Annotated in this window: 15 protein-coding genes and 1 riboswitch; of the genes, 8 read left to right on the top strand and 7 right to left on the bottom strand. The window is 31.0% G+C overall.

Annotated features, from left to right (window positions below):
- Positions 1-12: 12 nt before the first annotated feature.
- Positions 13-1,602, bottom strand: a complete 1,590-nt coding sequence (pckA, locus tag KA893_RS02110) for a phosphoenolpyruvate carboxykinase (ATP) (protein ID WP_069822071.1) — start codon at positions 1,600-1,602, stop codon at positions 13-15.
- Positions 1,603-1,768: 166 nt separating this feature from the next.
- Positions 1,769-1,880, top strand: a riboswitch (SAM riboswitch).
- Between the two features lie 110 nt (positions 1,881-1,990).
- On the opposite strand from pckA, the gene metK reads away from it, so the two are divergent.
- The 3 genes from metK to KA893_RS02095 all read left to right on the top strand — a co-directional run bounded on the left by metK (position 1,991) and on the right by KA893_RS02095 (position 5,239).
- A complete protein-coding gene (gene metK / locus KA893_RS02105) occupies positions 1,991-3,187 on the top strand; it encodes a methionine adenosyltransferase (protein ID WP_002482910.1) in 1,197 nt (398 codons plus the stop codon).
- A gap of 98 nt (positions 3,188-3,285) precedes the next feature.
- Positions 3,286-4,194 carry a nuclease-related domain-containing protein gene (locus KA893_RS02100; RefSeq protein ID WP_002482911.1) on the top strand — a complete coding sequence of 303 codons (909 nt, stop codon included), beginning with the start codon at positions 3,286-3,288 and terminating at the stop codon, positions 4,192-4,194.
- Between the two features lie 208 nt (positions 4,195-4,402).
- The gene (locus KA893_RS02095; RefSeq protein WP_002482912.1) at positions 4,403-5,239 is read left to right on the top strand and encodes an aldo/keto reductase; all 837 of its coding nucleotides are present in this window, start codon (positions 4,403-4,405) and stop codon (positions 5,237-5,239) included.
- Positions 5,240-5,508: 269 nt separating this feature from the next.
- On the opposite strand, the gene KA893_RS02090 is transcribed toward KA893_RS02095, so the two are convergent.
- From KA893_RS02090 to KA893_RS02080, 3 genes are all read right to left on the bottom strand, one after another.
- Complete coding sequence (locus KA893_RS02090; RefSeq protein WP_037538161.1) at positions 5,509-5,865, bottom strand: fluoride efflux transporter FluC; 357 nt, start codon at positions 5,863-5,865, stop codon at positions 5,509-5,511.
- A complete protein-coding gene (crcB, locus tag KA893_RS02085) occupies positions 5,862-6,227 on the bottom strand; it encodes a fluoride efflux transporter CrcB (RefSeq protein WP_011302834.1) in 366 nt (121 codons plus the stop codon). The genes KA893_RS02090 and crcB overlap by 4 nt, the downstream gene beginning before the upstream one ends.
- A gap of 210 nt (positions 6,228-6,437) precedes the next feature.
- The gene (locus KA893_RS02080; RefSeq protein ID WP_011302835.1) at positions 6,438-6,743 is read right to left on the bottom strand and encodes a hypothetical protein; all 306 of its coding nucleotides are present in this window, start codon (positions 6,741-6,743) and stop codon (positions 6,438-6,440) included.
- A 284-nt stretch (positions 6,744-7,027) separates the two neighbouring features.
- Here KA893_RS02080 and KA893_RS02075 point away from each other — a divergent pair, with 284 nt between their 5' ends.
- The 3 genes from KA893_RS02075 (at position 7,028) to KA893_RS02065 (ending at position 9,306) form a co-directional block, all read left to right on the top strand.
- Complete coding sequence (locus KA893_RS02075) at positions 7,028-7,741, top strand: transaldolase (protein WP_002482913.1); 714 nt, start codon at positions 7,028-7,030, stop codon at positions 7,739-7,741.
- A 515-nt stretch (positions 7,742-8,256) separates the two neighbouring features.
- Positions 8,257-8,757: a pentapeptide repeat-containing protein gene (locus KA893_RS02070; RefSeq protein ID WP_232010387.1), complete on the top strand. Its 501-nt coding sequence runs from the start codon at positions 8,257-8,259 to the stop codon at positions 8,755-8,757.
- Between the two features lie 99 nt (positions 8,758-8,856).
- A complete protein-coding gene (locus tag KA893_RS02065; protein WP_011302838.1) occupies positions 8,857-9,306 on the top strand; it encodes a hypothetical protein in 450 nt (149 codons plus the stop codon).
- 7 nt (positions 9,307-9,313) lie between these two features.
- On the opposite strand, the gene KA893_RS02060 is transcribed toward KA893_RS02065, so the two are convergent.
- Both KA893_RS02060 and KA893_RS02055 read right to left on the bottom strand, forming a co-directional pair.
- Positions 9,314-9,739: a competence protein ComK gene (locus KA893_RS02060; RefSeq protein ID WP_041080046.1), complete on the bottom strand. Its 426-nt coding sequence runs from the start codon at positions 9,737-9,739 to the stop codon at positions 9,314-9,316.
- Positions 9,740-9,752: 13 nt separating this feature from the next.
- Positions 9,753-10,223, bottom strand: coding sequence for a sigma-70 family RNA polymerase sigma factor (locus KA893_RS02055; RefSeq protein WP_041080044.1), 471 nt, complete (start codon positions 10,221-10,223; stop codon positions 9,753-9,755).
- Positions 10,224-10,443: 220 nt separating this feature from the next.
- Between KA893_RS02055 and KA893_RS02050 the strand changes: the two genes are divergently transcribed.
- Both KA893_RS02050 and sagB read left to right on the top strand, forming a co-directional pair.
- The gene (locus KA893_RS02050; RefSeq protein WP_002482918.1) at positions 10,444-10,668 is read left to right on the top strand and encodes a hypothetical protein; all 225 of its coding nucleotides are present in this window, start codon (positions 10,444-10,446) and stop codon (positions 10,666-10,668) included.
- Between the two features lie 167 nt (positions 10,669-10,835).
- A complete protein-coding gene (gene sagB, locus KA893_RS02045) occupies positions 10,836-11,687 on the top strand; it encodes a peptidoglycan release complex glucosaminidase SagB (protein WP_002482919.1) in 852 nt (283 codons plus the stop codon).
- Between the two features lie 222 nt (positions 11,688-11,909).
- On the opposite strand, the gene KA893_RS02040 is transcribed toward sagB, so the two are convergent.
- A complete protein-coding gene (locus KA893_RS02040) occupies positions 11,910-12,836 on the bottom strand; it encodes an osmoprotectant ABC transporter substrate-binding protein (protein WP_037538233.1) in 927 nt (308 codons plus the stop codon).
- Positions 12,837-12,919 lie beyond the last annotated feature (83 nt).

Raw genomic sequence — 12,919 nt, 5'->3', positions numbered from 1 at the left:
TAATATTTTAAATTATTCAAATCCGCCATTGACGGCTAATTCGTCAACATCTTCTCCAAATTTTTCAAAATTAGATTTAAAACGATTAATTAAATCTTGAGCTTGTGTTCTGTATGCTTCTGGCTTACTCCAAGCATTGATAGGATTGAGCAATGTTTGAGGGACATCTTCTACTTCAACAGGAATATCTAATCCGAACATATCATCTTTCACATATTCTGCATCTCTCAATTTACCTGTAATGGCTTGATTAACCATTTGTCTTGTATAATTTAGGCTAATACGACGTCCAACGCCATACTTTCCGCCAGTCCAACCCGTGTTAACTAAGTAAACATCAACGCCATGTTTATCTATTAAGTTACCTAATAAATCAGCATAAACTTTAGCGTTTAATGGTAAGAATGGGGAACCAAAACAAGTAGAGAATGATGGTTCAGGCTCAGTAACGCCTCGTTCTGTTCCAGCTAATTTAGCAGTGAAACCACTTAAAAAATGATACATCGCTTGGTCTTTGGTTAATTTTGAAATAGGTGGTAATACACCAAATGCATCTGCAGTTAAGAAAATAATTGTATTAGGATGCGCTGCTTTAGATGGTGTCACAATATTATCAATGTGGTGAATAGGGTATGCAGCTCTAGTATTTTCCGTGTATTGCTTGTCGTCAAAATCAACATCGCCTTCTTCATCAACAACAACGTTTTCTAGAATTGTTCCGTATTTAATAGCATCATAAATTTGTGGTTCTTTTTTCTGTGATAGATTAATTGCTTTTGCGTAACAGCCACCTTCGATGTTGAAGATACCGTTATTATTCCATCCATGCTCATCATCACCGATGAGTTTACGTGTAGGGTCAGCAGAAAGTGTTGTCTTTCCAGTACCTGATAAACCAAAGAATAGAGCTACGTCGCCTTTTTCGCCAACATTTGCTGAACAATGCATACTCATAATGTCATCTTTAGGTAGTAAGTAGTTCATTACGGAGAAGATTCCTTTTTTCATTTCACCAGCATATTCAGTTCCACCTATTAGGATTACTTTATGTTTAAATGATGTGATAATGAAGGTTTCTGAATTTGTACCATCTATGGATGGGTCTGCTTTGAAGTGAGGTGCAGAAATAATAGTGAAGTTTGGTTTGATTTCTTGAGCTTCTTCATTTGTACTTGGACGGATGAACATGTTTTGAGCGAACAAATTATGCCAAGCCAATTCATTAACAACAGTGAGTTTTAACTGTGAATCTTCATCGCTACCTGCATAACCGTTAAAAACATAAAGCTCATCTTTCTTATCAAGATAGTTTAATACTTTATCATATAAATTTAGAAATTTTTCTTCTTCGATAGGTTGGTTTATGTTGCCCCAATCGATGTCATCTCTATAAGATGGCTCAGTGACAATAAACTTATCTTTTGGTGAACGACCAGTATATTTACCAGTTTTTGCATTGATGGCGCCTAATTCCGTTAGTTCGCCTTCATTATTTTCTAAAATTTTATTATACAACTGAGTTGTAGATAATTGAAATAATGAAGATTGCTTGTCTAAAATGCTTTCAATTTTGCTTGTATAAGTGTATGTATCTACCGCCATACTTGATCCCTCCACGCTATTTAGTTGATGTAAGCCTTTACAATTACAGAGTATAACATATATAGATTAATAGTCCACACCAATTTCAAAGGAATTTTAAATAAATATTAATAAATGTAAAATTGACATTATATGTTAGATTAGGTACTATATAGATTAACGGATTCTCTTATCCTGAGTGGCGGAGGGACATGGACCCAATGAAGCCCAGCAACCTCTTCTTAATTGAAGAAAGGTGCCAAACCGTTTGCAGACAAATAGCGTCTGAACGATAAGAGCGAATGGACGTATAAAGGGCCTTCTCTCTATTTACTATAGTGTAGAAGGCCTTTTTTAATGAGCTCAACAGAGAGAGAATTTTCGTAATTTAAAACTAAAGGAGCAAATTATGACATATAATAAAAGATTGTTTACTTCAGAATCTGTAACAGAAGGGCATCCGGACAAGATTGCTGACCAAGTATCGGATGCGATTTTAGATGAAATTTTAAAAGATGACCCAAATGCACGTGTGGCTTGTGAAACGACTGTAACCACAGGTATGGCTTTAATTTCAGGAGAAATTTCAACAACAACTTATGTTGATATACCAAAAGTAGTTAGAGAAACAATTAAAGAAATAGGTTACACACGTGCGAAATTCGGTTATGACAGCCAAACGATGGCTGTATTAACAGCAATTGACGAACAATCTTCTGACATCGCACAAGGTGTAGATACAGCTTTAGAATATCGCGACGAAGCTTCTGAAGCGGAAATTGAAGCTACGGGTGCAGGAGATCAAGGCTTGATGTTTGGTTATGCAACTAATGAAACAGATACGTATATGCCGTTACCCATTTTCTTATCACATCAGTTAGCTAAACGCTTATCTGACGTACGTAAAGATGAAATTTTAAAATACTTGCGTCCTGATGGAAAGGTTCAAGTGACAGTTGAATATGATGAACAAGATAAACCAGTTCGAATAGATACTATTGTTTTATCTACGCAACATGCTGAAGATATTGAATTGGATCAAATTAAAGATGATATTAAAACACACGTTATTTATCCAACAGTGCCAGAGTCATTATTAGATGAACAGACGAAATTTTATATTAACCCAACTGGTAGATTTGTAATCGGCGGTCCTCAAGGAGATGCAGGACTAACAGGTCGAAAAATCATCGTGGACACATATGGTGGATATGCACGTCATGGTGGTGGATGCTTCAGTGGTAAGGATCCAACTAAAGTTGACCGCTCAGCTGCATATGCTGCACGTTATGTAGCTAAAAATATTGTTGCAGCTCAATTGGCTGAAAAATGTGAAGTACAATTAGCGTATGCGATTGGTGTTGCTGAACCGGTTTCAATTTCAATAGATACATTTGGTACTGGTAAAGTCAGTGAATATGAATTAGTAGAAGCTGTAAGAAAACATTTTGATTTAAGACCTGCCGGAATTATTAAAATGCTTGATTTAAAACATCCAATTTATAAACAAACAGCTGCATATGGTCATTTTGGACGTACTGATGTGCTATTACCATGGGAAAAATTAGATAAAGTTAACTTATTAAAAGATAGTGTCAAAGCTTAAACTGAGACAAAATGTTTAAATTTTAAACTTTACTATCGAATACGATGCGCATATCTATTATAATTAAGTTACTGAACACATAAAGGAGCGTTTTTGTTATGAATTCATTTGGACCAATAGAGATTGGTTTAATCGTGGCAATTGTCGTAGCAGTCATTTGTTTGATTTTATTTATTGTTGCTTTAAAAAGTAAGAAAAAAGCGCAAGAAAAAGTTGAAGCGCAATATAAATCAAGAGAGCAACAACTGAGCGATGAGCATGAAGAAGAGCTAGAAAAAGAAAGAATTGAAAATAAAAAAACGGTAACAAAACAAAAAGAAGAATATACGGCTGCGGTTAATTCTAAAGATAGAGAAATTGATGCATTAAAATTATTCTCTAAAAATCAAAGTGAATATGTAACTGATATGAGATTAATAGGTATTCGCGAACGACTTGTAAATGAGAAAAGAATTCGTCCAGAAGATATGCATATTATGGCAAATATCTTTTTACCAAGGAATGAGTTTAGTGATGTGCAACGTATCAGTCACTTAGTCCTAACACGTACAGGTTTATATATCATTGATTCACAATTGCTTAAAGGTCATGTGTATAATGGCGTAAGTGCTGCACAATTTAAAGAACAGCCGATGATGGAACAAGTATTTAATACATTAGATCTTGATGGTCAAGTTCCACAAACACTTGTCTTAGATCAAAATGAAGATAAAGATGCTTTATCATTTGTTAATTACACGACGCATTTAAATGAAATTGAAAGACTTGCTGGTGATATCCAAACAGAATTAAATTTAAAATTTACACCAACAACTATCTTATACTTCAACCCTAAAAATGATGGCGATGTTACGATTACAAATTATGCACAAAGTTCAAATTCAAAAGTTTTAGTAGGACCAGAACAATTAGACGAATTCTTTAATAAATTTGTCTTTCATGGTCGCATTCAATACAATGTTGAAGACTTACAACGTGTAATGGATGAAATCGAATCATTTAATTAGAATATTATGATATATAAAAAAGCTACAGACAAAGTTAGTTCACTTTTGTCTGTAGCTTTTTGTCATATATAATAATATTTCGACTTTTTAAATTGTTCTAATTAAAAGTATCCTGAATAGATATTTTTAAATTTATAAGCATTATTATTTATATTTTTGATAATATTCATTAATATAAACATTAACTTAACTAAAAGGGGACTTTAACTTGGAAAATATTAGTTTTTATAATGGCAATGAAATGCCTATAGTAGGTTTAGGAACGTTCCGTGTTGAAAATAACGATGAGTGTAAAGCGTCGGTTAAACATGCGATTGAGAGTGGTTATACACATATCGATACAGCCATGATTTATGAAAATGAAGATAAAGTTGGCGAAGGTATTGCGGAAGGTCTTGCTTCTACAGGACTGAAAAGAAGTGATTTGTTTATTACATCAAAATTGTGGTTAGATGATTATGGTCGCAAAAATGTTGAAACTGCATATGAAACGAGTCTAAAAAAACTTAACTTAGATTATCTTGATTTGTATTTAATGCATTGGCCAGGTACTGATGAAGCTTTAATGATTGACACTTGGCAAGGGATGGAAGATTTATATAAAGATAATAAAGTGAAAAATATTGGTGTGAGTAACTTTAATGTTGAACATTTAGAAGCATTATTGGCACAGGTTTCTATAAAACCAGTCATTAATCAAGTTGAATTTCACCCATACTTATTACAAGAATCACTAAGAAGATATTTAGAAGTACAAAATATTCATATGGAATCGTGGTCACCATTAATGAATGCACAAATCTTAGAGGATGCAACCGTTAAATCAGTAGCAGAAGAAGTTGGAAAATCACCAGCACAAGTCATTATAAGATGGAATATTGAACACGGTGTAGTAGTGATACCAAAATCAGTTACACCGTCTAGAATTGAAGAAAATTTGAATGTCTTTGATTTTAATTTAACACCAACTCAAATTGAAAAATTAGATAGCCTGAATGAAGATAAAAGGATTGGACCAGATCCAATAGGGTACAATGGTCACTAAGTCGATGAAATAAAAAATAAGGTGGAAACCGATTTTTTAATAAAGATGACTTAGCTCCACTAAACATGGATTGTAGTATAGAGGGCTACTTTGACTGAAGTTTAGGTATAAGTCCTGCTACTTTAATTGGAATACATGAATCGATGTTTAAGTATAAAGTGTGTTGCTTTATACTTACATCATAATCAAAAACAGTCTGAGACATCATTAAAGGTCTCAGACTGTTTTATTTATGGATGGAAGATTATCTAGTATGTTGCTAAGAAGATTTAAAAAAGATAGTAACCCAACAAGCAGGCTACGAATGAAACACCATATTGTAAAATAGAATAAAGTATAAATAAATTGATTTGTTTCGGTGTTGTCAATAATTTAACGAGTTCGGAAGACAAAGTTGAAAATGTAGTTAATCCACCCAGTATGCCTACGATAATAAAAGGATTAATCCAATTTATATTTAAACACATACCCATAAGTAGTCCGATACAAAAACTGCCTACTACATTTACTAAAAGTGTAGGTATAGGAAGGGAAGTATTAAATTTCTGATTAAATACATTTGTGACGAATCCTCTAATTACCGCACCAATGCCGCCGCCTAGCATAACTAATATACATTGAATCATGAAATTTTAGCCCCCAATCTAACACCCAAGAAGCATAGTAAGATACCAAAGATGTAACTCGTTAATGCATATACAATGAGTAAAATAAAAGAGCCGCTTTCAAAAAATTGTACAAGTTCAAATTGAAACGTCGAGAAGGTAGTCAGTGATCCTATAAAACCTGTTGTGATACCTTTTTTGAGCATTGGGCTATTATTAAAGTATTGGATAGCTAGAGTGCCAAGAAACCCCATCAAAAATGCACCGCATAAATTTGCAATAAATGTGCCAATAGGCATTTCAAAAGATGTATTTATAAATGAAAGTAAATATCTTAGTAATGCACCGACAGCACCACCTAGAAAAATAAATAAATATTGCATATTAATGTATGTCCTTCCTTAAAATTAAAAACTGGAACATAATTAAAAAATGCCCCAGTTTCGTCAATCATATTGGTAGAAGTTGATAAAAATTAATGTTTACGTGTTAAAACATATAATATGGTTTTATATTTCACTATTACTAAAGTTGGTAGATGAAATTTTTGAGTAAAATTTAAAATACATTCTACATCTCATCCTTACTATAAACTAGAAAATAATACCAAACGTTGATAGGGAAGCAATGATATGAATGATTAATACCACCAAAATAATGTATGGCAAGATTTTGCTGGCTATTCTAATCCAATCTGAATCATTATGTAAATGTTTGATAGCTTTATCTGCAAATATAATTGAAATAATTAAAATAATAGCGTTAATGATACTACACACAAATATTAATTTAATCATTGAACTAAAATGTGTGCTTAGTAGAGGATTTCTAGTATTAAAATAAAGACTTATAATTACTAATAAACTAGATAAATAAAAATAAAGTTTTGAACGTGCCATATTTACCTCCTAGTGCAATTCATTTTACAATGATACCATAAATATAAGAATATTTAATGAAATTTACTATTTTATATTATTTTCTGATATTTGAGTTTTAAAAAGTGCGTCAAATTAAATCGTTGACTGATGTGAATTGATTATGAAGATGTATTGAATGATAAGATTTTAAGCAAAAAATTAGAATTTTTCTAATATTGATGGTATAAATAAACTGTATGGTTAATAACCGTTAGAAAATAATTCTTAATTGAATTATTTATTTAAGTCAGGAGGAATTAGTAATGGTAAATTTAAATGTTGAAGTGTTTGCAGATGGTGCAGATATTGAAGAAATGAAAGCAGCTTATAAAAACAAACAGGTTGATGGTTTCACAACTAACCCTAGTTTAATGGCAAAAGCGGGTGTAACGGACTATAAAGCTTTTGCTGAAGAAGCTGTACGTGAAATTCCTGATGCTTCTATTTCATTTGAAGTATTCGCAGATGATTTAGAAACTATGGCAAAAGAGGCTGAAATTTTAAAACAATATGGTGACAATGTATTCGTTAAAATTCCAGTTGTAAACACTAAAGGTGAATCAACAATTTCTCTAATTAAAAAATTATCAGCAGAAAACGTTCGTTTAAATGTAACTGCTGTTTATACTTTAGACCAAGTTAAAGAAATTACTGATGCTGTAACAGAAGGTGTACCAACTTATGTATCAGTTTTCGCTGGTCGTATTGCTGACACAGGTGTAGATCCTATTCCATTGATGAAAGAAGCAGCAGAAGTAACGCATAGTAAAGAAGGCGTTAAATTACTATGGGCAAGCTGTCGTGAAGTGATTAATGTCATTCAAGCAGACGAAGTCGGTGCAGATATTATCACATGTCCAGCAGATGTTGTTAAAAAAGTAAATAATAATCTTGGTCGTGATATTAGTGAATTATCAGTAGACACTGTACAAGGATTTGCTAAAGACATCCAAAGTTCTGGTTTATCTATTCTATAAAACTTTAGAATGAATTTAATTATGAGTGGGATAACAAACGAATTTTACAATAAAGATTACGTACACCCACTTTTTATGGATGGGATGATAGAGGTTTACCTGAGCTAAAACTTATTCATAGTGACGACAAGTTCATGTAAAATATGAATGTAGTTTTATATTGAAAATGGTACCTTACGTCTACTATTCAATTGAAAAAGAGTCTGAGACATCAATAGATGTTTCAGACTCAATTTTTTTGTTAAAAAATAGTTAAGTCATTAGCAAGCCCATTATACTTATACATAAATATTAAATTATATATTAAGTCATGTACAGAGCACCTACGTATTTGCTAATATATAGTGAAATAGATTGATTGAATAGGAGATACAATAAAGAAACTGCAACAGCCCAAAATAAATGTTAGTTTAGATTATAAAATACTTACTGATGTTTTTGATGATGAAGACGATATTTTAGAGCAAGCAGCTATTAATCATTCAAATTTCGTTGATCAAACTTTAGATAGATTATTGATATATGGTTCACGCATCACAAATTGCAACTTTACTAATTCTGATATAGGACGTGTAGATTTTACAGACGTGATTTTTGAAAATTGTGATTTTTCTAATGTTAAAATGGAACATGGTAGTTTACATAGAGTGATATTTAAAAATTGTCGTATGACAGGGACTTATTTAAAACAAATGAGGTTGGGTCATACTTCATTTTGTGAAGTTAAAGCTAATTTTGTTAGTTTTATAGACTCTAAAATGGATAAGTTACTATTTGATACGTGTCAACTTGAACATGGTGCTTTTTATGAATCAACATTAAAACAAATTACATTCGATGAAACAAACATGAACCACGTAACAATACATCAAACGCCATTAAAAGGTTGTGATTTAAGCACATCACAATTTGAAACAATTGTCGTCAATAAAGAAGATTTAGTTGGGTGTAAGGTATCTAAAGAACAAGCAATTCAATTCGCTACATTAATGGGACTAGATGTCGTTGATGCATAATTTGTAAAAAATGTGTTCAATTATAATTGATTCATTGAGATAATTTCATTACTATTTGAAAGAGATGTATGGCGAAATTGCTAAAGGAGTACATATTAAATGAAAGCAAATATTTTTAAGCAAAAAGTTAAAAAGCAGTTATGGTTTTTAAATAAAAAAGAAAAAAGTAAATTGGATTCTGTTTTGGAAAGCGTAGTTGAAAAGCATGATAATGAACATTTAAATCGACCTATTGCATTTTCTAATCAATTTTTAAAAGAATATGTTTTTAAAGAAAAAGTAGTATCGTCTACGCAGTTATTTGCTTTATTATTAGGTATTTTATTTACATATATTATGTTATTAGGTATTTTCTTGTTTGGTTTTATTACAAGTTTAACTGCTGTACAATATTTTATAAAACCAGAAGTACAGTTATCGACACTGACAGTCATATTAACATTTATTGGAGCATTATTACTTGTTATTGTTAGTTTGTATTTAATTAGGTTGGTCACTGGTTACTTTACGAAAAAATTATTAGAATATAAGCATAACAAAGCATTGTAATAAAATACTAACTATCTATTAGGTGAGAAAGTGTTAAACTTTCTTGCCATTTTTTATGTACAACGATATATGCTACATCAACTATGATAAAAGTTGCATTATCAAAATAAATAACTGTTTGTGCACCTTGTGATTTTAAGCCATTAATTGCTAATGCATTGATAAAATATTGTATTGGGGAGCGCTTTGCTTTAATTGGGAAGACGATCGTATGGTTATTAATATAGATGGGGATGAGTTTTCGTATTTTAAGTATGTCCTTAGCTTGCTTAATTTGTATGGGTAAAGAAAGATGGTTGGTTTCAAGGATATATTTTAATGTTTGATTAATGGAAGATGGATACGTAAATTGATGTGTTGTATATTGACAAATGGTAAGTAATTCGGGACCGATAACGGTTTTGAAATATAATAGTTTAGCAAGGTTATTCATTAAATTCACCTCATTAAAATTTATAGTATTTAGAATATTTTACTTGAACACGTTGCTGTATATTTTTTATGGTTGATATTGAACACTTTAGGTGTTGTGCAATCTCTTTTTGTTTATAACCATATAATTTTAATTGTAACCACTGTTGTTCTTGTGTTGTAAGCGTTGTTAAGAAATGATGAGCCTCTATTTTACTATCAGGGTAGATGCTAGGAATTTGATGACAACGTACTTCATCAAATGGTTCGCATATTTCATAAGTGTTGTGTTGCTTACGAAATAAATCAATTAAATAGAAATTTAACCGTGTATATAAATAAGATTGAAATGAAGAAGATTTTTGGGCATTATACTTTCTGGATAGTTCCCATAATTTAATCGTGAGTAATTGTACAAATTCATCATTATTGTACTTAATATTGTATTTTTTTAGAAGAACATATATGATGTGTTTTGATTTATTATAAATTTTACTAAAGTGCATTTGGTGCCTCCTATTGCTGTATATACAACTTGTAATTCCGGATAAATTCATTTTATAAAGACAAATAATAAATTTCATTTGCTAAATATAGATAATAGGTGTTAAATAGATAACATAAGAGTAATAAATTTTAGTTTTTATAACATGAACGCGTATTCAACTTAGAGATATAACACTAAAAGATGTATTATTATCTTCGGACAATTATCAGGAGGTTTATATGGATTACGCACATTTAAATTTAGAGCATTTTTTTGCTAAACATAATGATTTAGATATGATTAAAGATAAATCAGATTTTGTAATGATAAATAACTTAACAAATGAAATGATGTATCGTGATGGAGAAATTGAAGGTACGATTGATTTGAATCGTTATTATTATAAAAATAGATCACAAGCATCGAGCTTTATCATAATGGAATATCGTAAAAGTCAAGAGTAATGAAATTAAAATTTCATTACTTTTTTTATGAATATGTAACAACACTTAGATAAAATTGTGCGTTTAACTATTTAGTGTTAGAATTTATTATCAGATAGTCTCAAGCGCATTGATACATAAATGATAGAGACTTCTCATTCCTAATTATTACCTAAGAGGTGTGGAACATGACGAAGCATAAAAAAGGCTCAATTTTATCAATTATAGGTTTATTGGTAATCTTAGGTGTAGCTGCAATTATTGTATTTTCAATGATTTCAGATCAAATCTTTTTTAAAGAAGTAGATGAACAAGAAAAAGTTGATAATTTAAAAGTAACTTTAGATAAAGCATCTAAAAAGCAAATAGATAACTACACAAGCCAACAAGTTTCAAGTAAAGATAACAAAACATGGAGAGACGCATCGTCAACTGAAATAAAAGCTGCGATGGATAGTAGTAAGTTTATTGAGAGTGATACGCAAAAATACCAATTTTTAGAATTAGATAAATATCAAGGTATTGACCATAACAGAATCAAACGTATGTTAATTGATAACCCAACATTACTTAAGCATTCTGATGAATTTATAAAGGCTGCTAAAGACAAACATGTAAATGAGGTCTACTTAATTTCACACGCATTGCTTGAAACAGGTTCTGCTAAAAGTGAACTTTCAAGTGGCGTAGAGATTGATGGTAAAAAATACTATAATTTCTTCGGTGTAGGTGCTTTAGATGAAGATCCTATTAAAACAGGGTCTGAATATGCCAAGAAACATGGATGGGATACACCACAAAAAGCAATTAGTGGCGGTGCTAACTTTATTCATGGACATTTTTTATCAAATAAAGATCAAAATACGCTATATAGTATGAGATGGAATCCGAAAAATCCAGGCGAACATCAATATGCTACTGACATAAAATGGGCAGAAAGTAACGCTTCATTAATGGCACACTTTTATGAAGATATGAAAACAGAAGGTAAGTATTATAAATATTTTGTTTATAAAGATGATAATAAACATAAACAATAATTTAAAGAGCCTAAGACATAAATAGATGCCTTAGGCTCTTTTTAGATGCGTTTGTGTTTTACTGTGCTTTATTTTTTTGTCCAATAAGCAAAAACAATAACAAAGCAGATATGAAAACTTTGAATATAAATTTCATTATTTCACTTCCTAATTCATATTTGAATGTACCTAAGATAATAGGTGCATTGAAAATAACAAAGCATATAGAGGTAGAAATCAATACTATTTTTTATCAAAATAATGATGTTGTTTTAAAAATTCTTTCGCAACAATGGCAGGTTCTTTACCTTGACCATCAGCTTCATAATTTAATTTTTGCATTTGTTCTGTACTGATTTGACCTTCTAATTTTTTTATTGCTTTTTTTAGTTCTGGTTGTTGAGCTAAAAGTTTATTTGGCGCTACTGCACTGGCATCATAAGGCGGAAAGAAGTTTTTATCGTCTTTGAGAACCACTAAATCGTATGCTGCAATTCTACCATCTGTAGTATAGCCAAGTGCAACATCTAGTTTTTGGTTTTTTAATGCATCATAAACAAGTCCGATTTGCATAGGTTTTATAGAATTGAAAGCAAAACCGTAATGTTCTTGGAATGGGGCATAACCGTCGCCACCGCGTTTAATCCACGTGGTATCTGTGCCAACATTTACTTTGTCTTTTACTTTTTCTAAATCTGAAACAGTATGTAAGTTGAATTTTTTGGCTGTTTCTTTTGTGACCATAAAGGCAAACGTGTTTTCAAAACCGTATGAATTAAAAAACGTTTGATCAAATTTTTGATTAAATAATTTTTTTGTAACATGCATAGCTTTGGTAGAATCGGTGATTGGTTTCTGTTCAAGTGCACCTACTAAATCAGTACCAGTATATCGTGTGCTTGATACATCAGCATCACCATTCATTAATGCATTATGTTGAATGGTTGCGGAACCTAAATTATTAATGATTGAACCTTTTACTTTCCCATCAGTATCGTGCTCAATTAACTCTTTTAACATATAGGCCATAATCTGGGATTCACTTGTGGCTAATGCAGATATTCTTACAGTGCTTTTTGATTGTCCACCACCAAGGCCAGGTAATTCACAACTTGCTAAAAAAATTGTGCTAAATAAAACCAAAATGACAAATCGTTTTAAAAATTTCATTATTATACTCCTTATTTAAAATACAAAAAAATAAATTTCTCAATATATTTAGAATAACATATTTAATAAAACATTATAACTTA

This window comes from Staphylococcus sp. GDY8P126P, assembly GCF_017891965.1.
GTDB lineage: Bacteria > Bacillota > Bacilli > Staphylococcales > Staphylococcaceae > Staphylococcus > Staphylococcus saprophyticus.
Note: the sequence above shows the minus strand (reverse complement) of the source record. Positions and strands in the feature narration are given on the sequence as shown.

Coding starts and splice junctions, on each gene's coding strand:
- pckA (WP_069822071.1), bottom strand. CDS start 1,602: ATGGCGGTAGATACATACACTTATACAAGCAAAATTGAAAGCATTTTA.
- metK (WP_002482910.1), top strand. CDS start 1,991: ATGACATATAATAAAAGATTGTTTACTTCAGAATCTGTAACAGAAGGG.
- KA893_RS02100 (WP_002482911.1), top strand. CDS start 3,286: ATGAATTCATTTGGACCAATAGAGATTGGTTTAATCGTGGCAATTGTC.
- KA893_RS02090 (WP_037538161.1), bottom strand. CDS start 5,865: ATGATTCAATGTATATTAGTTATGCTAGGCGGCGGCATTGGTGCGGTA.
- crcB (WP_011302834.1), bottom strand. CDS start 6,227: ATGCAATATTTATTTATTTTTCTAGGTGGTGCTGTCGGTGCATTACTA.
- KA893_RS02080 (WP_011302835.1), bottom strand. CDS start 6,743: ATGGCACGTTCAAAACTTTATTTTTATTTATCTAGTTTATTAGTAATT.
- KA893_RS02075 (WP_002482913.1), top strand. CDS start 7,028: ATGGTAAATTTAAATGTTGAAGTGTTTGCAGATGGTGCAGATATTGAA.
- KA893_RS02065 (WP_011302838.1), top strand. CDS start 8,857: ATGAAAGCAAATATTTTTAAGCAAAAAGTTAAAAAGCAGTTATGGTTT.
- KA893_RS02060 (WP_041080046.1), bottom strand. CDS start 9,739: ATGAATAACCTTGCTAAACTATTATATTTCAAAACCGTTATCGGTCCC.
- KA893_RS02055 (WP_041080044.1), bottom strand. CDS start 10,223: ATGCACTTTAGTAAAATTTATAATAAATCAAAACACATCATATATGTT.
- KA893_RS02050 (WP_002482918.1), top strand. CDS start 10,444: ATGGATTACGCACATTTAAATTTAGAGCATTTTTTTGCTAAACATAAT.
- sagB (WP_002482919.1), top strand. CDS start 10,836: ATGACGAAGCATAAAAAAGGCTCAATTTTATCAATTATAGGTTTATTG.
- KA893_RS02040 (WP_037538233.1), bottom strand. CDS start 12,836: ATGAAATTTTTAAAACGATTTGTCATTTTGGTTTTATTTAGCACAATT.